Here is a 17,938-nt window from a genome sequence, read left to right on the forward strand (position 1 = left end):
ATTACTCTCCGGCAAGCGGTTTAACGGCGGGCAGCGGCTTTTTTTCAGCGCGGTGCACCGGGGTCAGACGGCGCTCTAACAGCGCGTACAGCTGGACGATAATAAAGTTGAGAATCAGGTAGATCGCCGCAGCGCAGACAAACACCTCCATGGTGCGATAGGTACGCTGGATGATCTGCTGCGCCACGCCGGTGACATCCCACACCGTGACCAGGCTGGCGAGCGCGGTGGATTTCACCAGCAGAATCGCCTCGGTGGAGTACGCCGGCAGCGCATAGCGCAGCATGATCGGCGCGATGATGCGGCGCAGCAGCAGCCAGCGTGACATGCCGCAGGCCAGCCCGGCTTCGACCTGACCTGCCGGCACCGCCAGCAGCGCACCGCGCAGGATCTCAGCGGTGTAAGCGGCGGTACACAGCGACAGCGCCAGCACCGCGCAGATAAACGGCTCGCGCAGAAACGGCCAGACGAAGCTGTGGCGAATCACGCCAAACTGGCCGAGCCCGTAGTAGATGAGAAACAGCTGAATCAGCAGCGGCGAGCCGCGAAACACCAGAATATAGCCGCGCGCAAAACCGCTCAGCAGACGCCAGTGGCTCATGCGCAGCGCCAGAATGCCCAGCGCCAGCAGCCCGCCGCAGACAAAGGCGCTGATAAACAGCCCGAGCGTCACCGGCAGCGCCGCGCTCAGCTTAAGAAAAGTGTCGGCAAGAAAAGCGAAGTCGATCATGCTGCTGCTCCTTAGTGCTGTGCCGCAGTGCGACTTTGCCATGCGCGGCCGAGGCGCGATTCCGCGCGGCGAAACGCATGGTTCGACAGCAGTGTCAGCAGCAGATAGCAGCCACCGCCAATCAGATAAAAGGTGAAGTAATCGCGCGTTGAACCGGCCGCCACCTGGCTGGCGCGCATCAGCTCGACGATGCCGGTCACTGACACCAGCGCCGAATCTTTCAGACTCATCTGCCAGACGTTGGACATCCCCGGCAGCGCGTAGCGCACAATCTGCGGGACGAGGATGCGCTGGGCGATACGCCAGCGCGGCATCCCGATGGCTACCGCCGCTTCGACTTCGCCCTTCGCCAGCGCCAGGCGCGCAGCGCGATACACTTCACCCTGATAGGATCCGGAGATGAGCCCGATAGCCAGCGCGCCAATCAGGAACGGCGGTGCTTCAATAAAGCCGTCAGCACCAAACAGCTGGCCGACCAGCGTGATCAACCCCGATCCACCGAAGTAGAACAGGTAGATCACCAGCAGCTCCGGGATGCCGCGAAACACCACCGAATAGCTTTCACCCAGCCAGCGCAGCCAGCGCTGGTGCGAGAGTTTCGCCGCCGCCACGCCGGAACCGACCACGGCGCCAATCATCAGCGCCGCCAGCGACAGCAGCAGCGTGGTACCGGCGGCGCTCAGAATCAGGCGACCCCAGCCATCTGCACCAAAACTCAGCAGGCTCATCATCTTTCACCTCACTTACGGCGTTACGTCAGTTTTAAACCACTTCTCGCTCAGCTTTTTCACCGTGCCGTCCGCCAGCGCAGCGTGAATGGCGGCATCGAGTTTGGCCTTCAGGTCGTTATCAGCCATGCGCACGCCCATCGCTTCGCCTTCCCCCCAGATCGGACCGCCCAGCTGCGGGCCGCTGAACGTCAGGTTGCTGTTCTCTTTACGCGCCAGCATCGACTGCGCGAAGGTCACGTCATCAAACACCGCATCAATGCGGCCCGCCTGCAGATCGAGAATCGCATCCGCCGAAGCGGTGTATTCGCGCACGTCGGCCACATCTTTGAAGTATTTATCGATAAATGGCGTATACACGGTGCCGGAGGCAATACCGATGGTTTTGCCCTTGAGCGCCGCCTTCAGCGGGGCGATGGCCGCATTGATGGCTGCCTCGTCGTCGTGCAGTTTGATGATGTTCTTATCGGCCGGCAGCAGCGGGTTATCTTTGCTGGTAATGAAGGTCGCTGGCGTTGACGCGTACGGCGTGGTGAAGTTGACCACTTTTTTCCGGTCCGGCGTAATCACAATCGCATCCATGATGACGTCATATTTCCCGGCGTTCAGTCCGGCAATCATCCCGTCCCAGTTCTGCACCACCAGCTTGCACTGAATGCTCATGCGTTTGCAGAGATCTTCCATCAGTTCAGGTTCGAAGCCGCCCAGCTTGCCGCCCGGCAGCGTCAGGTTCCACGGCTCATAGCTGCCTTCAGTGGCGATGGTGATGGATTTCCACTCTTTAGCCTCGGCAGCCACGCCGGCCAGCATCAGGCTGGCAAACAGCGTGGTAAGGCAAAAACGGCGAAACGGGGCACGGTGTGTCATACGTCTTCTCCTGGTGGTTAACAAATCTGGCTGTCTCTGTTGGCTGATACAGCGCAAATGACATTTCATGTATATACAAGTTAGCTTGCGGCAGATCATTGTCGGCATAAGCTTTTTGTGAGCCAGCCAGAATAAATAGTCATCATTGCCGCGCGGTCTTTACTTGTACATACAAGCTAGCAAGGGCTGTGCCAGATCGGCAAAGATGGTAAACGGAGGGGATCGGCGTCAGGCGGGACGCGTCGTGCACACTTACAGGGCAGGGGTTGCACAGGATTGGGGAGTGAGGCAGCGGTTGTACATCCGCCACATGAGAAACGGGGTCACCGTGATGGCGACCCGCATCAATTAAACGGCTTTCCCCGCCTGCAGAAACGCCTGCAGCAGCGGCTTCAGCACGTGCTGCAACCGCGTGGCGCGATCCTGCTGCCAGGCAAACGGCGGCGCCTCATCCATGTAATTCAGCTGCGCCAGCTCCAGCTGCACCGCCTGCACGCCCTGCGCTGGCTGGCCGTAAGCGCGCGTGATGTAGCCGCCTTTGAAGCGTCCATTCACCACCCAGCTGTAGTCGCTTTGCGCGGCGCACACCTGCTCAATCGCCGCAATGCTGGCCGCCGAACAGCTGGCGCCATCGTTGGTGCCGATGTTCAGGTCCGGCAGCTGGCCGTCGAACAGGCGCGGAATCACCGAAGCGATGGAGTGCGCATCAAACAGCAGCGCATAGCCATGTTCGGCTTTTAACCGCGCCAGCTCCTGCTGAATCTGCTGATGATAGGGTTGCCAGATAGTCTCCAGATAGCGCTGACGCGCCGCGCTGTCCGGCGTCATGCCGGGTTTAAAGGTCGGCGTGCCATCAAACAGCGTCTCCGGATAGAGCCCGGTGGTGGCCGTACTGTACAGTGGCTGGTTGTCCGGCGGACGGTTGAGATCGATCACGAAGCGCGAGTAGTGACCGATCAGCACGCTGGCACCGAGGTCGCGCACAAAGTCGTACAGCAGCGGAATATGCCAGTCGGTATCCGGCAGGCCGCGCGCGGCCTCGCTCAGCCCGGCGTCAACCTCCGGCGTCAGTTGGGTACCGGCATGCGGAATACTAACCAGCAGCGGTAGCTTACCGGCGGTGAAATGAAAAGGGGTCATTGCGCTTCTCCACGATAGATAACCTGGCACGGCAGTTCGCCGCCCAGCCAGTAAACCAGCTCAGCCGGGCGAGCCAGCGGCCAGTGGACAAAATTGGCTACTTTGCCTGGCTCCAGCGAGCCGTGCGTGGCCTGCAGGCCAAGCGCCTTCGCGCCCCACAGCGTGACGCCGGCCAGCGCTTCCTCCGGCGTCAGGCCAAACAGCGTACAGCCCATGTTCAGCATCAGCCGCAGCGACAGCGCCGGTGACGTGCCCGGATTGGCATCGCTGGCCAGCGCCATCGGCACGCCGTGCTGGCGGAACAGTTCGACCGGCGGACGCTGCGTCTCGCGCAGCAGGTAGAACGCTCCGGGCAGCAGTACTGCCACCGTGCCATGCTCCGCCATCGCGCGGGCATCCTGTTCGGTGGCATACTCGAGGTGATCGGCAGAGAGCGCACCATAGCGCGCCGCCAGTGCGGCACCGCCGAGTGCCGACAGCTGTTCAGCGTGCAGCTTCACCGGCAGGCCGAGCGCTTTGGCGGCATCAAATACCGCGCTCACCTGCTGCGGTGACAGCGCCAGGTGTTCGCAAAACGCGTCGACCGCATCTGCCAGCCCTTCCGCTTTCACCCGCGGCAACAGGCGCTGGCAGATAATATCGATCCAGCCCTGCGGGTTATCCCTGAACTCTGGCGGGAAGCCGTGCGCCGCCAGGCAGGTGGCCTGCACATCGGCAGGCACCGACTGCGCCAGCTCGCGGATAGCGCGCAGCAGAGTAAGCTCGCTCTCTTCATCCAGCCCGTAACCGGATTTAATCTCCACCGTGGTCACGCCCTCAGCCAGCAGGCGATCGAGCCGCCAGCGTGCCGAGTCGACCAGCTGCTGCTGACTGGCCGCGCGCGTGGCGCGCACCGTTGACAGGATGCCGCCACCCTGCGCGGCGATTTCCGCATAGCTCACGCCGTTGAGCCGCTGTTCGAACTCCTGGCTGCGATCGCCGCCAAACACCAGATGCGTGTGGCAATCCACCAGACCGGGCGTAATGATGCCGCCGTCAAACTGCTGCTGCCGGCGCGGGGCAAAGTCCGGTAACGCGCTGCGCGGGCCGACCCACACCAGCTCGCCGTTATCCACCGCCACGGCGCCATCCTCAATCAGGTTATAGCGACCGTCACGCATGGTGACCACATCGGCCCCCAGCCACAGGCTGTCGATCTGTTTACTTGCCATCCCACTCCCCTTTTGTCTGGCGATTTACACTGCGCCTCAAAGTATGTATATGTATATACAACTTTCCGCCATTGAGGATCAACCATGGCAGTTTATTTTGCCCCACGCGCACGGCTGGCCGACGGCTGGCAGGAAAACGTGCTGATCGCAACCGACGATCAGGGATTTATTCGCGCCCTTACCGCCGACAGTACGCCCGGTGACGCCGTGCGCCTGGCCGGCCCGGTGATTCCGGCGATGGCCAACCTGCATTCCCATGCCTTCCAGCGCGCCATGGCCGGGCTGGCGGAAGTGGCAGGCGATCCGCAGGACAGCTTCTGGACGTGGCGCGATCTGATGTACCGCATGGTGCAACGCCTGTCGCCTGAGCAGGTCGGCGCCATCGCCACCCATCTCTACATTGATATGCTCAAGGGCGGCTACAGCCAGGTGGCGGAATTTCACTATCTGCATCACGATCCGCACGGCCAGCCGTATGCCGACGATGCGATGCTGCAACAGCTGATGCAGGCAGCGCACACCGCCGGTATCGGCCAGACGCTGCTGCCGGTGCTGTACAGCTACAGCGGCTTCGGTGCGCAGCCGGCCAGCGACGGTCAGCGACGCTTTATTCAGCACACCGATGCCTATCTGCAACAGCAGCAGCGCGTCGCGCAGTGGAGCGCGCAGCAGCCGCTGATCAACCACGGCCTGTGTTTCCACTCGCTGCGCGCGGTGAGCGAAGCCCAGATGCATGAGGTGCTGGCCGCCAGCGCTGCGCATCTGCCGGTACACATTCACGTTGCTGAGCAGGAAAAAGAGGTTAATGACAGTCTGGCATGGAGCGGCGAACGGCCGGTGGCGTGGCTGTATAATCGCTTTGCCGTTGATGCGCGCTGGTGCCTGATTCATGCCACCCATCTCGATCAGCAGGAGATGGCGCGCATGGCGGACAGCGGTGCCATTGCCGGGCTGTGTCCCACCACCGAAGCCAATCTCGGCGACGGCATCTTCCCGGCGGTGGAGTACATCGGGCGCGGCGGGCGCTGGGGCATTGGCTCTGACAGCCACGTTTCGCTCAGTGCGCTGGAGGAGCTGCGCTGGCTGGAGTATGGCCAGCGGCTGCGCGATCGTCGCCGCAACCGCATCACGCTAACCGATCAACCCTCGGTCGGCGATCTGCTGTGGCAGCAGGCGGCGCAGGGCGGCGCGCAGGCCTGTGGCATTGCCAGCGGTGAGCTGGCGGTGGGCAAACGCGCCGACTGGCTGGTGCTGGAGGAGGATGCGCTTCTGGCCAGCGTCAGCTCCGCCGCGCTGATCAATCGCTGGCTGTTTGCCGGCAGCAGCCAGCAGATTCGTGACGTGTTTGTTGCCGGACAGCCAGTGATTCAGCAAGGCCATCACGCGGCGGAAGAAGCGGCCGCCGCTGGCTTTGCCCGGGCGATGCGGGCGCTGCAATGAACGCGCGCTTTGACTACGCGCAGCTGCCGGTCAGCCGCTGGCGCAACGGCGGCGGGGAGACGCGCGAAATTATCAGCTATCCGCCGGGCGCAGCAGAGTTCCAGTGGCGCGCCAGCATTGCCACTATTGACGCCGACGGGCCGTTCTCGCCCTTCCCCGGCGTCGATCGGGTGATCACTTTACTGCACGGCGATAGCGTGCTGCTGCGCTGTGAACAGGCCGAACAGCCGTTGCTGCCCCATCAGCCGTGGGCCTTTCCCGGCGAATGGGCGATAGAGGCGCAGGTCAGCGGCAGCTGTCAGGACTTCAATATCATGACGCGGCGCGACGCATGGCGCGCGGCGGTAAGCGTGGAGCAGCTGGCGGTCAGCAGCCTGCATGGCGTGGCGTATGTGCTGGCCGGTACATGGCGCAGCAGTGCGGGCGAGACGCTGCAGGCGCAGCAGGGGATGTGGTGGCTGCAGGAGCAGCAGCAGCTGGTGCCGCAAACGGCAGAGGCCAGCCTGCTGTTTATCGCGCTTAGCCGTGTCCCCTGAAGCGGCCCAGCAATTTGTAGCGTGAGCCTGGATAGAGCAGGCGCGCATAGGTGACGATTTTGTTGTCGCTCCACGTCTGGCGGCGGATAAGCAGGCACGGTTCGTGCTCGTCCAGCGCCAGATGCTTACGCTGGCGCAAATCCGGCAGTACCGCTTCAACGATATGCTCACCGGCAGTCAGCGGGGCGACGCGCATCAGATAGGTGTACGGCGTCAGGCTGTGGTAATCCTGGCTGAGGTAGTCAGGCGCGACCAGCGGATTGACCAGACGATCTTCCAGCTGCACCGGCAGCTCATTTTCGTAATGCACGATCAGCGAATGATATAGCGTCTGGCCGGTGGAGAGTCCCAGCACCGCCGCCTGTTCCGGATCGGCCTTCATCTGACCTATCGAGAGAATTTTGCAGCTGTGCGTATGGCCGCGCTGAGCAATTTCATCGGCGATGTTATGCACTTCCAGCATTGCGGTGTAGCCCTTCATCTCCGCGACAAAGGTCCCGACGCCCTGCATGCGCACCAGAAATCCTTCGCTGGTGAGTTCGCGCAGCGCGCGGTTGATGGTCATGCGGCTGACGCCCAGTTCATTGACCAGCTCGCTCTCCGACGGCACCCGCTGATTGGCTTTCCAGTGACCTTCCCGGATCTGGCTGACGATTGCCTGCTTAACGCGCTGGTAAATGGGCGCGGGTTCATCCCCCATCGCTGCCGCCAGCTGTGCGATTGCCGTTTGCTCCGCCATTTCCTGTTCCTTTTCCGAATGATGTGTGAAGTTTACTGTCTCGCCGCCTAAATGTATATACATCCAATAGTGCAAAGCCTGCCCGCGTGGTGCAGCTGCCGCCCGCTTTTGGTGCAGCGTACCAGGCTGGAGGTTGCCGCGCCCGCATTGCGGCACGTTTCACAGAATACGATCAATCTGGCACAGCGCTTGCTACTTGTATAGACAAGATTAGACACTTATGCTTCACTCACAACACTTATAGCGCCTCTGGCGGATGCCATCGCATCTTGCGCTCCGCCACAACGTGGCAGATCACTTGTATAGACAGGAGTAGACTATGTCAGGTTCGGTTCAGGCAATTCGCCTCGTTCCCGGTGAAGTGGACCTCGCCACCTTACGCCGTATTTATCAGGAGAAGGTGACGCTGCAGCTGGCAGAGGAAGCGCGGGCGGATATTGACCGCGCACGTGAAACCGTCGAGGCCATCGTCGCCTCGGGCAAGGTGGTGTACGGCATCAACACCGGCTTCGGCAAGCTGGCGCAGACGCAGATCCCCGCCGAACGCCTGGCGGAACTGCAGCGTAACCTGGTGCTGTCACACAGCGTCGGCCTCGGCGATCTGCTGCCGGATAACGTCACCCGCCTGGTGGTCGCCAGCAAAATCATCAGCCTGGCACGCGGCCACTCGGGCATCCGCATGGAACTGATTGACGCGCTGCTGGCGCTGTTCAACGCCGGCGTGATGCCGTGCATCCCGGCGAAGGGATCGGTTGGCGCGTCCGGCGATCTGGCGCCGCTGGCGCATCTCTCCCTGATGCTGCTCGGTGAAGGCCAGGTACGCATTGACGGCCAGCTGGTGCCCGCCAGCGAAGGCCTGGCCCGCGTCGGCCTGCAGCCGATTGTGCTGGGGCCAAAAGAGGGTCTGGCGTTGCTCAACGGCACCCAGGTCTCTACCGCGCTGGCGCTGCGTGGGCTGTTTGAAGCCGAAAATCTGTTTGCCGCCGGGCTGATGGCCGGCGCGCTGTCGCTTGAAGCAATTAAAGGCTCGGTTAAACCGTTTGATGCGCGCATCCATCAGGCGCGCGGCCAGCACGGGCAGATTGCCGTCGCCGCTGCGGTGGCGACGCTGCTCGAAGGCAGCGAAATTCTCAGTTCGCACAGCAACTGCGGACGCGTGCAGGATCCCTATTCGATCCGCTGCGTACCGCAGGTGATGGGCGCCTGTCTTGATAACCTCAGCCACGCCGCGCGCGTGCTGCAGATTGAAGCCAACGCCGCTTCTGACAACCCGCTGGTCTTCAGCGACAGCGGCGATGTGATCTCCGGCGGTAACTTCCACGCCGAGCCGGTGGCCTTTGCCGCCGACATCATCGCACTGGCGATAGCCGAAGTCGGTGCCATCTCCGAACGCCGCCTGGCGCTGCTGCTCGACACCGGTCTCTCCGGCCTGCCGCCCTTCCTGGTGCGCGACGGCGGCGTGAACTCGGGCTTCATGATTGCGCAGGTTACCGCAGCCGCGCTGGCCTCAGAGAACAAATCGCTGGCGCACCCGGGCAGCGTCGACAGCCTGCCGACCTCAGCCAATCAGGAAGATCACGTGTCAATGGCCACCTACGCGGCACGGCGTCTGGGCGAGATGTGCTTCAACACCGCTGCCGTGGTCGGCATTGAAGCGATGGCGGCGGCGCAGGGCATCGACTTCCACCGCCCGCTGCAAAGCTCTGCCGCGATCGAACAGGAGATGAGCCGCATTCGTGCGCAGGTCGCCTTCCTCGATCAGGACCGTTTACTGGCGCCGGACATTGATGCCATGCGCCTGTGGGCCAGCAGTTACGTCTGGCCTGAAACCCTTACTGCGCTGCTGCCAAGCCAGCGTTCTACTGCTAATTAAGGAACCGATGATGAGCGAAACTTTGACTCAGGCTGTTGCCCGTGAAATCCGTGCGCCGCGCGGTAATGAACTGCACTGCGCCAACTGGCTGATTGAAGCGGCATATCGCATGATTCAGAACAACCTCGATCCTGACGTGGCCGAACGCCCGGAGGATCTGGTGGTGTATGGCGGAATCGGCAAAGCCGCGCGCAACTGGGCGTGCTTTGAGCAGATTCTGCGCTCGCTGCGTGCGCTGCAGCCGGAAGAGACGCTGCTGATTCAGTCCGGCAAGCCGGTCGGTGTGTTCCGCACCCATGCCGATGCGCCGCGCGTACTGCTGGCCAACTCCAACCTGGTGCCGCACTGGGCAACGTGGGATCACTTCCACGAACTGGATAAGGCCGGGCTGATGATGTATGGCCAGATGACCGCCGGTTCATGGATCTATATCGGCGCACAGGGCATCGTGCAGGGTACCTTTGAAACCTTCGCCGAAGCCGGTCGCCAGCACTACAACAGTGACCTGACCGGCCGCTGGATCCTCACCGCCGGTCTGGGCGGCATGGGCGGCGCGCAGCCGCTGGCGGGCGTGCTGGCCGGTGCCTGCGTGCTGGCGATTGAGTGCCAGGAGTCGCGCATCGATTTCCGTCTGCGCACCCGCTACCTCGACCATAAAGCCTACAGCCTGGATGAGGCGCTGGCGCTGATCAAAGACGCCACCGAAGCCGGCCAGGCGATCTCCGTGGGCCTGCTGGGCAACGCGGCCGAGCTGGTCCCGGAACTGGTGCAGCGCGCGAAAGCGGGCGGCATGAAGCCTGACATCGTGACCGATCAGACCTCCGCGCACGACCCGATCAACGGCTATCTGCCGGTGGGCTGGGACGTGGCGCGCTGGGAAGCCGAGCGCGTCAGCAATCCGAAAGCGGTAGAGAAAGCGGCACGCGCTTCCATGGCGCAGCACGTACAGGCGATGCTCGACTTCCACCACATGGGTGTGCCGACCGTGGATTACGGCAACAATATTCGTCAGGTAGCGCTGGATGAAGGGGTGAAAAACGCCTTTGACTTCCCGGGCTTCGTGCCGGCGTATATTCGTCCGCTGTTCTGCGAGGGTAAAGGCCCGTTCCGCTGGGTGGCGCTCTCGGGCGATGCGGAAGATATCTATAAAACCGACGCCAAACTGAAAGAGCTGTTCCCGGATCACAAAAACCTGCACCGCTGGCTGGATATGGCGCAGGAGCGCATCGCCTTCCAGGGCCTGCCGGCGCGTATTTGCTGGCTGGGGCTGGGCGAGCGTCATAAAGCCGCGCTGGCATTCAATGAGATGGTGCGCAACGGCGAGCTGAAAGCGCCAATCGTGATCGGTCGTGACCACCTCGACTGCGGCTCGGTGGCGTCACCTAACCGTGAAACCGAGGCGATGAAGGATGGGTCAGATGCGGTGTCGGACTGGCCGCTGCTGAACGCGCTGCTGAACACCGCCGGCGGAGCCACCTGGGTGAGCCTGCACCACGGCGGCGGCGTCGGTATGGGCTTCTCGCAGCACTCCGGGGTGGTGATCGTCTGTGACGGTACGGCTGAAGCAGATGCGCGTCTTGGTCGCGTGCTGTGGAACGACCCGGCCACCGGCGTGATGCGTCATGCCGATGCGGGCTACGAGCTGGCGCAGTCCTGCGCAGAGCAGCACGGTCTCAATTTGCCGATGCTGAAGTAGTTCCAGGTGCGCATCAATGCGCACCCTACGGGATGTTACCCCGGCTAAACAATAACGTCGTGTTGGCCTGTTAAGCCGTAACATTGTTCCAAAAGAGTGCATTGTGTAGGGTCGGCATTTATGCCGACCTTGCCCCCCTGCCCCTTATGCCAATCTGCTATAGCCTATAGCCAAATTATTCCTTTCCACGATAGACGCCCCCCACGCTTACCACTACAGTGGACACTTAACTTCCCGCGTCGGAGATTGCGCAGCTGACGCTGCTGATGGAGCCTTACCTTATGAGCCTGCCTGCTGTCCTGCTGGAAAACGCCCTCACCTGGCGTCGTCAGTTACATCAACACCCTGAACTGGGTTACCAGGAGCAGCAGACCAGCGAGCTGGTAGCCCAGGTACTGACCGATGCCGGACTGCAGGTGTTTCGCGGTCTCGCCGGCACCGGCGTGATCGGCACGCTGGAAAACGGTCCCGGTCCGGTCATCGGGCTGCGCGCCGATATGGATGCCCTGCCGATCACCGAAAAAGGCGAGCCGCAGTGGAAATCGAGCCGGCCTGGCGTGATGCACGCCTGCGGTCACGATGGCCACACCGCGATACTGCTGGCCGCAGCCTGTCAGCTGGCCGCCACGCGTAATTTCAAAGGTACGGTACATTTCCTGTTTCAGCCGGCCGAAGAGAATCTCGGTGGTGCGCGCAAAATGGTGGAGGAAGGTCTGTTTCAGCGCTTCCCGATGGATGCCGTGTACGCGATGCACAACTGGCCGGGATTACCGGTGGGATCGCTGGCGGTGAATCCGGGCGCGATGATGGCATCGCTGGATTCGTTTGAGATTACGCTGCACGGCAAAAGCTGCCATGCGGCGATGCCGGAAAGCGGTGCCGACCCGATGGTGGTCGCCGCCGAGCTGATTCTGGCGCTGCAAACCATCCCGTCGCGCCGCCTGTCACCGCTGGCGTCGGCGGTGGTCAGCGTCACCCAGATTCACGGTGGCGAAGCTATCAACGTCATTCCGGAGCAGATCACGCTGCGCGGTACGGTGCGATGTCTGCAGACCGACGTGCGCAATCGCGTGCGCGGTCTGATTGAAGATTTTGTCACCACCCTGCCGCGCCCGTTTGGCGTCAGCGGCGAGATTCACTGGTATCCCGGTTATCCGGTTACCGCCAACCATGTCGCCCCGGCGGAGCAGGTGCGTGACGTGGCGTGCCAGCTGCTGGGTGAACAGCAGGTGCACTGGCAGGTTAACCCGTCAATGGCGTCTGAAGATTTTGCCTGCATGCTGGAAGCCTGTCCCGGCGCCTATTTCTGGCTCGGCGCTGACGGTGCCACGCCTTCAGCGCCGCTGCACAATGCGAATTATGATTTCAACGATGCGCTGCTGCCGATTGGTATTACCTTCTGGCAGCAACTGGTGGAGAGCGTACTGATTAAACGCTGATGGCGCTGCTCAGTAAGCCATTTCAGCGGCGCAGGCGTGCCCCCCTGCGCAACCGCTGCGGTGACCGCCGTCACCGCCCAGGTTTTTCGTGCATGGCCAGCCGGGCAGCCCGGTTAAATTCCCGTCTGCTGTAACCGCGTTTCGGCATCGGCCATCGTTGCGGCTTCGCCGGTCGCCACCAGACAGCACGCCAGCTGCAGGCGCAGCGCCTGCGGCACCGCGCGTTCACCGGCCAGCACCTGACGGATCCACGCTGCGGTATCCTGGGCGCTTTTGCTCTCGGCCAGCGCCAGCGCGACCTCCGGCTGCCGCTCGACCCACACTTCCGCTTCTGCGCCGGCACCGCGAATATAATTAATCGCCGGGCAGCGCTGCGGATTGGCATAGACCTCACCTTCAGTGCCGTTCAGCAGAATGGCCGGTGCATCGATATCCTGGAAGAATTTACCCACGCGCGGCACATATTCCGGATGCGATACGCTCGCCAGCCGCAACGCGGCGCGTTCGGCAAACGGCGTCGCCAGCTTGGCCAGCGTGTGCGCGCTGTTGCGCACGCCCATGCGCCAGCGCAGCGCCAGCTGTTTAGCCATTGGCGCACATAAATTATCGATGGTGATGAACGCCAGCTCGCCAGCGTCGAGTTTCGCCTGCGCCTGTTGCGCGCTGGTCACCGGCGCAATATCCAGCGCCGCCAGCACCGCTTCGCTGGTTACGCGGGTTGGGTCGTCGCTGACGCCGTGCAGCAACACCGGAAAACCGAGCTTCACCAGCAGTAGCGCCAGCAGCGGCGTCAGGTTGCCCTGGCGACGCGCGCCGTTATAGCTGGGGATGACGATGGGCATCGGACGCTGTGCCGGGGCCTGCAGCCGCATCATGCGCTGCTGCATCGCGTGGTAGAAACCGCGCATCTCCGCTTCCCCTTCGCCTTTGATGCGCAGCGCAATCAGCACGCCACCCAGTTCGAGATCCGGCACCTCGTCCGCCAGCATCGCGCTGTAAAGCGCCACGGCAGTGTCAAAGTCGATATCGCGTGCATGATTCTTGCCGCGGCCAATCTCTTTAATGATCTTATTCAGTTCCATCAGGCTTTCCCGCTTCCAGGGCGCGCCGTCACCCGGCGGCCAACAATCGTGCATCCGGCTGTTGCCGCATACTCAGGATTTCTTGCTGCGCTTCGCCGGTTTGTCCGCTTCCGGCACCGGCGGTTGTTCAATCGGAAACACCGGCAGCGCGGCCAGCAGGCGGCTGCCGTAGGCTTTGCTGATCAGCCGGCGATCGTAAATGATGATTTCGCCAAAACACTGATGGCTGCGGATCAGACGCCCGACCTGCTGGATCAGCGTAAACGACGCGCTGGGTAAACTTTGTACTTCAAACGGGTAGCGTTTGAGGCTCTTCAGCCACTCCCCTTCGGTCAAAATTACCGGACTGTCTACCGGCGGAAAAGCAATTTTATGGATGTGCACCTGCGACAACAGATCGCCTTTCAAATCGAGCCCTTCGGCAAAAGATTGCAGGCCAACCAGAATGCTGCTTTGTCCGGCGGTCACCCGTTGCCGGTGAAGCTCCACCAGCCGTGAACGCGGCTGATCGCCCTGCACCAGCATCGACAGACGCAGCTCCGGCACCAGGCTGACAAACTGCTGCATCGCACGCCCGCTGGCAAACAGCACCAGCACGCCTTTGTGCTGCTGCGCCTGCATTTGCTGGCGGAAGAAGCGCGCCATCTCAGCAATGTGCTCCGCTTCACTGGCCAGCAGCGGCTCATAGCGCATTTGCGGGATGATCAGCTTGCCCTGATCGACATGATTAAACGGCGAGTCGAGTGCCACAAAGCGGTCGCCGGCCTTTTGGTTCAGGCCGGACATCTCCTGCAGGCGATTAAAGCTGTTCAGCGAACGCAGCGTAGCCGAGGTCACCACCACGTGCGGGATTTTGCGCCACAGCAGCTTTTCCAGCTGGTCGCTGACGCGAATCCCGGCGCAGTGAAACAGCAGATGCGCCTGGCCGTCGCGAATTTCACGCGTCACCCATTTCGACACCGGCGCGTTGGACGCTTTTTCCATCGCCGCCAGCCGCCACAGTTTGCTGATGGATTCAAACCAGCCGAAGTGGCGATTGAGCTGCAGGATGGCTTTGTGCAGCCGCATGATATCGGCCTTGCCGGTCTGTTCGCCCAGCTCGTTGAGCAGCCCTTCGCTCAGGCCACGCAGCGCATCACTCAGCTTAAACAGCCGCGCGCACAGGGTCAGCAGTTCTGGCGGCAGCTCACCGAGCACAAAGCGAAACTCGCCTGGCTGATTGTCGCGCGGCAGCAGAGGATTGAGCGCGTTGCACAGCGTCTGCAGCTGCTCGCGCATCTCATCACAGTGTCCTTTCAGACGCTCGGGATTGCTCAGCGGCGGCGGGGATTTCGGCCGGAACTGCGCCATGATGGTCTCCACCAGCCGCACAAACAGATCGAGCTGCAGGCTGCTCCAGCCCGGCGTGATCTCCGCGCTCATCTCCAGCGCATCCCGCGCCACTTCCGGCAGGTGATGCCCTTCATCCAGCACCAGCATCAGGTGTTTGGCCGGCGGCAGCACCGACTCATTCTCCATTGCCGCCATCACCAGCGCATGGTTCGCCACTACCACATCGGCCTGCTCGATTTCGCGTCGCGCCACAAAGAACGGGCATTCGCGATACCAGCGACAGTGGTGTGCCAGGCAGTTCGCTTTATCAGTGGAAAGGCGCTGCCACAGGCTGTCGTCAATCGCCACGTCGCTGTGATCGCGCAGGCCATCCCACTTATAGCTGCTGAGGTCTTTCTCCAGCCGCGCGCAGAATTTCTGCTCCTCTTTCGAACCGGTCAACGCCTGTTCGTCGAGATACAGCAGCAGATCGCCCTGCTGATCGTCCGTGGCTGCCAGCGCGGTCAGGTTGCGCGGACAGACATAGCGCCCGCGGCCAAAAGCCGCGGTGAAGGTGAGGTCCGGAATAATTTTCTTTAATAGCGGCAGATCTTTGCTGAAGATCTGATCCTGCAGCGCCACGTTAGCGGTGCTGATGACTAAACGTTTCTCTTCGGCGCGGCTGACCGCAATGCCGGGAATCAGGTAGGACAGGGTTTTGCCGACGCCGGTGGGCGCCTCAATGGCCAGATGGCGACCCTCGTCACCGGCCAGACTCTTCGCCACTTCGGCGATCATCTGGCGCTGCGGCGCGCGCGGGATAAAGTCAGGAACCTGCTGCTGCAGCGCCTTATACCATTGCGCAATCTGGCTTTTTATCGCTGCTGTCAGGGCCATAGTGAATACTGTTGGTTAAACCGGCCTGTATTTTTACACAGTATTGCCGCAGCGTCAGCTTTCGCGCTCAGTTTTTCGCGCTGGATTCAGAATTTCGCGCATCGCGCGGATCAGCGGCTCGCGCGCGCGGCCGCGCCGGAAGGCGAACGAAAACGGCGCGCGAAAGTGAAAATGGTGGGGCAGCAGGCGCAGCAACTGGCCCTGCTGCTCGCGACTGCGCGCGTAATGCTCGGGCAAAAAGCCAATATAGCGCCCGGAGAGAATCAGCGTCAGCTGCGCTTCAATGCTCTCCACCGAGGCGGTGCTGTGGCGGAAACCGCGCTTGTTGAGCTCCTGCTGGTTCCAGTAGCGCCGCGTTACCATGCCGGTCTGCTGCACGCGACGCACATCCGCATCGCCCTGCGCCAGCGCATGTTGCGGACTGCAGTACAGCCACTGCTGCTCCTCGTACAGCGGCAGCGTCACCAGATTGCTGGCGCGCAGCGGAAAGTGCCCGATGGCCAGGTCGAGCCGATCTTCCAGCACCTGCTGCTGCAGTTCGTTGGGCTCGCACACGCTGAGGGTGAGAAACACCGCCGGAAAGCGCTGGTTAAAACGGGCGATAACCGCCGGCAGGTCCAGCGTGCTGTCGGTGACGGTGGCGTCGACCACGCCGAGCGCAAACGTGCCGCCCTGCGCACTTTTCAGCGTCTCCACCTGCGACTGCCAACCGCTCAGGGTCGCCAGCATTTCCCGGGTATAGGCATAGAACTGTTCACCTTTGCTGGTCAGCGCAAAGCCCGCGCGCCCGCGCTGGCACAGGATAAAGCCCAGCTGACTTTCCAGTTCACTCATGTAGGCGCTGATGGCCGGTGTGGTCATGTTCAGCGCCTGCTGCGCACGCGAATAGCCCTGGTTTTCCACCACGCTGGCGAACACCTGCAGCAGTTTCAGATTGGGTAAGGTTGGCACCGCACTTCCTTCAGGGATTGCTGACAATAGTTAACGAATCGCTGAAGTGATTATCGGCTGACAGGGATTTTTTCTGCAAGCCGCTTTGGCGATGATGCAGTCATTCCCTGAAAAAGAGAGCTTTCGCTATGTCACAACAAAATTTGCTGTTCCCGGCGCGCGTGCTGCGTGGTGCGGGTGTGATTAACCAGTTGGGGGCCATCTGCGCCGGGCTGGGCCAGCGCGTACTGCTGATTGGCGGCCAGCGCGCGATGCAGGCGGTGGCGACGCAGGTGAAGCTGCAACTCGACGCCGCTGGCGTCACGCTGCTGGCACCGGTGTGGTTTGGTGGCGAAACCTCGCTTAACCATATCGAACGGCTGGCGGCGTTAGCGATTGAACAACAGGCAGAGGTGCTGATCGGTGCGGGCGGCGGCAAGGCGCTGGACACGGTTAAAGCGGTGGGCGCACAGCTCGGGCTGCCGGTGATAACCGTCCCGACGATTGCCGCCACCTGCGCTGCGGTGACCCCGCTGACCATTCGCTACGACGATAACGGCAACTTCTTTGATATTTTCCCGCTGCCACAGGCGCCGGCGGCAGTGCTCATCGACAGTGAGTTGCTGGCAGCCGCCCCTGCCCGCTGGCTGGCCGCGGGCCTCGGCGATACGCTGGCTAAATGGTATGAGTTCCGCGCGGTAAGCACGCGCCATCCGGCGCGCACCGGCAATGCGCTGTCATCGCTGGCGCACAGCCAGATCTGCTATGAGGTGATCGCGGAGCACGGTCCGGCGGCTTACGCAGCGGTGCTGCGCGGTGAGAGCGGCACTTCGCTCGATCAGGTGCTGGACGCGATTTTTACCTGGGCCGGTCTGACCTCGCTGATGAGCAATGGCGCCCACGCCGCCGCTGCGCATGCCATTTACGAAGGCTTTACCTTCTGCGACAAAACGCGCGAGTTTGGTCACGGCCTGCTGGTGGGTTACGGCAATTTGTGCCTGCTGGCGCTGGAGGATCGCAGCGACGAAGAGCTGGTGGATGAGATGCGCCTGGCGCGCGACTGCGGCGTACCGTTGACGCTGGCCGAGATTGCCGCGCTGGATGAGAGCGAGCTGGCGTTGATTATACGTGAGTCTGTCCACGCGCCGGATATGGCCAACATGGCCGAACCGGTCAACGAAGCGCGGTTGCGGGCGGCGATGGCGCGGATTGAAGGGCTGGCGGAACGGGTTTGATTGCGGTCGCAATGGATGTGGTAAATCCCAGGTCACCGTAAACGGCAAATCCAAGGTCACCGTAAACGGCGACCCTACGGGCCA

At 62.1% G+C, this 17,938-nt stretch carries 15 protein-coding genes; 6 read left to right on the forward strand and 9 right to left on the reverse strand.

Going from position 1 to position 17,938, the window contains the following annotated elements; translation table 11 throughout:
- Nucleotide 1: 1 nt before the first annotated feature.
- The 5 genes from E7738_RS08030 to hutI form a co-directional block, all read right to left on the reverse strand.
- Nucleotides 2-730: an ABC transporter permease gene (locus tag E7738_RS08030; RefSeq protein ID WP_104187034.1), complete on the reverse strand. Its 729-nt coding sequence runs from the start codon at nt 728-730 to the stop codon at nt 2-4.
- Between the two features lie 11 nt (nt 731-741).
- Nucleotides 742-1,461: an ABC transporter permease gene (locus E7738_RS08035; protein WP_031279871.1), complete on the reverse strand. Its 720-nt coding sequence runs from the start codon at nt 1,459-1,461 to the stop codon at nt 742-744.
- Between the two features lie 12 nt (nt 1,462-1,473).
- Nucleotides 1,474-2,325 carry a transporter substrate-binding domain-containing protein gene (locus E7738_RS08040; protein ID WP_058769505.1) on the reverse strand — a complete coding sequence of 284 codons (852 nt, stop codon included), beginning with the start codon at nt 2,323-2,325 and terminating at the stop codon, nt 1,474-1,476.
- A gap of 348 nt (nt 2,326-2,673) precedes the next feature.
- Entirely contained in the window at nt 2,674-3,465 is a 792-nt protein-coding gene (gene hutG, locus E7738_RS08045; RefSeq protein ID WP_021508432.1) for an N-formylglutamate deformylase, read from the reverse strand.
- Complete coding sequence (gene hutI, locus E7738_RS08050) at nt 3,462-4,676, reverse strand: imidazolonepropionase (protein WP_132465414.1); 1,215 nt, start codon at nt 4,674-4,676, stop codon at nt 3,462-3,464. The genes hutG and hutI overlap by 4 nt, the downstream gene beginning before the upstream one ends.
- Nucleotides 4,677-4,760: 84 nt before the next feature.
- Between hutI and E7738_RS08055 the strand changes: the two genes are divergently transcribed.
- On the forward strand, nt 4,761-6,116 hold the full coding sequence (locus tag E7738_RS08055; RefSeq protein WP_394516271.1) for a formimidoylglutamate deiminase: 1,356 nt from the start codon (nt 4,761-4,763) through the stop codon (nt 6,114-6,116).
- Nucleotides 6,113-6,652, forward strand: a complete 540-nt coding sequence (locus tag E7738_RS08060) for a HutD/Ves family protein (RefSeq protein ID WP_394516272.1) — start codon at nt 6,113-6,115, stop codon at nt 6,650-6,652. The genes E7738_RS08055 and E7738_RS08060 overlap by 4 nt, the downstream gene beginning before the upstream one ends.
- Here E7738_RS08060 and hutC read toward each other — a convergent pair.
- Nucleotides 6,636-7,391: a histidine utilization repressor gene (hutC, locus tag E7738_RS08065; RefSeq protein WP_021508436.1), complete on the reverse strand. Its 756-nt coding sequence runs from the start codon at nt 7,389-7,391 to the stop codon at nt 6,636-6,638. The two genes, E7738_RS08060 and hutC, sit on opposite strands and share 17 nt — an antisense overlap.
- A 319-nt stretch (nt 7,392-7,710) precedes the next feature.
- Here hutC and hutH point away from each other — a divergent pair, with 319 nt between their 5' ends.
- The 3 genes from hutH (at nt 7,711) to E7738_RS08080 (ending at nt 12,399) form a co-directional block, all read left to right on the forward strand.
- The gene (gene hutH / locus E7738_RS08070; protein WP_058757812.1) at nt 7,711-9,264 is read left to right on the forward strand and encodes a histidine ammonia-lyase; all 1,554 of its coding nucleotides are present in this window, start codon (nt 7,711-7,713) and stop codon (nt 9,262-9,264) included.
- 10 nt (nt 9,265-9,274) lie between these two features.
- Nucleotides 9,275-10,960 (forward strand): urocanate hydratase, encoded by a 1,686-nt coding sequence (hutU, locus tag E7738_RS08075; protein WP_058775328.1) that lies wholly within the window; start codon nt 9,275-9,277, stop codon nt 10,958-10,960.
- A 281-nt stretch (nt 10,961-11,241) separates the two neighbouring features.
- Nucleotides 11,242-12,399: a M20 aminoacylase family protein gene (locus tag E7738_RS08080; RefSeq protein ID WP_021508439.1), complete on the forward strand. Its 1,158-nt coding sequence runs from the start codon at nt 11,242-11,244 to the stop codon at nt 12,397-12,399.
- A gap of 113 nt (nt 12,400-12,512) precedes the next feature.
- Here E7738_RS08080 and ybiB read toward each other — a convergent pair whose 3' ends face one another.
- The 3 genes from ybiB to E7738_RS08095 all read right to left on the reverse strand — a co-directional run bounded on the left by ybiB (nt 12,513) and on the right by E7738_RS08095 (nt 16,640).
- The gene (gene ybiB, locus E7738_RS08085) at nt 12,513-13,481 is read right to left on the reverse strand and encodes a DNA-binding protein YbiB (RefSeq protein WP_394516273.1); all 969 of its coding nucleotides are present in this window, start codon (nt 13,479-13,481) and stop codon (nt 12,513-12,515) included.
- Nucleotides 13,482-13,553: 72 nt separating this feature from the next.
- A complete protein-coding gene (gene dinG, locus E7738_RS08090; protein ID WP_394516274.1) occupies nt 13,554-15,689 on the reverse strand; it encodes an ATP-dependent DNA helicase DinG in 2,136 nt (711 codons plus the stop codon).
- 54 nt (nt 15,690-15,743) lie between these two features.
- Nucleotides 15,744-16,640 carry a LysR family transcriptional regulator gene (locus E7738_RS08095; RefSeq protein ID WP_058780844.1) on the reverse strand — a complete coding sequence of 299 codons (897 nt, stop codon included), beginning with the start codon at nt 16,638-16,640 and terminating at the stop codon, nt 15,744-15,746.
- A gap of 128 nt (nt 16,641-16,768) precedes the next feature.
- Between E7738_RS08095 and E7738_RS08100 the strand changes: the two genes are divergently transcribed.
- Nucleotides 16,769-17,854 carry an iron-containing alcohol dehydrogenase family protein gene (locus tag E7738_RS08100; RefSeq protein ID WP_394516275.1) on the forward strand — a complete coding sequence of 362 codons (1,086 nt, stop codon included), beginning with the start codon at nt 16,769-16,771 and terminating at the stop codon, nt 17,852-17,854.
- The last annotated feature ends 84 nt before the right edge of the window (nt 17,855-17,938 follow it).

Source organism: Pantoea sp. SGAir0430 (genome assembly GCF_043549295.1).

Excerpts from the sequence above, each read along its gene's own strand:
- E7738_RS08030 (WP_104187034.1), bottom strand. The coding sequence starts at position 730 with ATGATCGACTTCGCTTTTCTTGCCGACACTTTTCTTAAGCTGAGCGCG.
- E7738_RS08035 (WP_031279871.1), bottom strand. The coding sequence starts at position 1,461 with ATGATGAGCCTGCTGAGTTTTGGTGCAGATGGCTGGGGTCGCCTGATT.
- E7738_RS08040 (WP_058769505.1), bottom strand. The coding sequence starts at position 2,325 with ATGACACACCGTGCCCCGTTTCGCCGTTTTTGCCTTACCACGCTGTTT.
- hutG (WP_021508432.1), bottom strand. The coding sequence starts at position 3,465 with ATGACCCCTTTTCATTTCACCGCCGGTAAGCTACCGCTGCTGGTTAGT.
- hutI (WP_132465414.1), bottom strand. The coding sequence starts at position 4,676 with ATGGCAAGTAAACAGATCGACAGCCTGTGGCTGGGGGCCGATGTGGTC.
- E7738_RS08055 (WP_394516271.1), top strand. The coding sequence starts at position 4,761 with ATGGCAGTTTATTTTGCCCCACGCGCACGGCTGGCCGACGGCTGGCAG.
- E7738_RS08060 (WP_394516272.1), top strand. The coding sequence starts at position 6,113 with ATGAACGCGCGCTTTGACTACGCGCAGCTGCCGGTCAGCCGCTGGCGC.
- hutC (WP_021508436.1), bottom strand. The coding sequence starts at position 7,391 with ATGGCGGAGCAAACGGCAATCGCACAGCTGGCGGCAGCGATGGGGGAT.
- hutH (WP_058757812.1), top strand. The coding sequence starts at position 7,711 with ATGTCAGGTTCGGTTCAGGCAATTCGCCTCGTTCCCGGTGAAGTGGAC.
- hutU (WP_058775328.1), top strand. The coding sequence starts at position 9,275 with ATGAGCGAAACTTTGACTCAGGCTGTTGCCCGTGAAATCCGTGCGCCG.
- E7738_RS08080 (WP_021508439.1), top strand. The coding sequence starts at position 11,242 with ATGAGCCTGCCTGCTGTCCTGCTGGAAAACGCCCTCACCTGGCGTCGT.
- ybiB (WP_394516273.1), bottom strand. The coding sequence starts at position 13,481 with ATGGAACTGAATAAGATCATTAAAGAGATTGGCCGCGGCAAGAATCAT.
- dinG (WP_394516274.1), bottom strand. The coding sequence starts at position 15,689 with ATGGCCCTGACAGCAGCGATAAAAAGCCAGATTGCGCAATGGTATAAG.
- E7738_RS08100 (WP_394516275.1), top strand. The coding sequence starts at position 16,769 with ATGTCACAACAAAATTTGCTGTTCCCGGCGCGCGTGCTGCGTGGTGCG.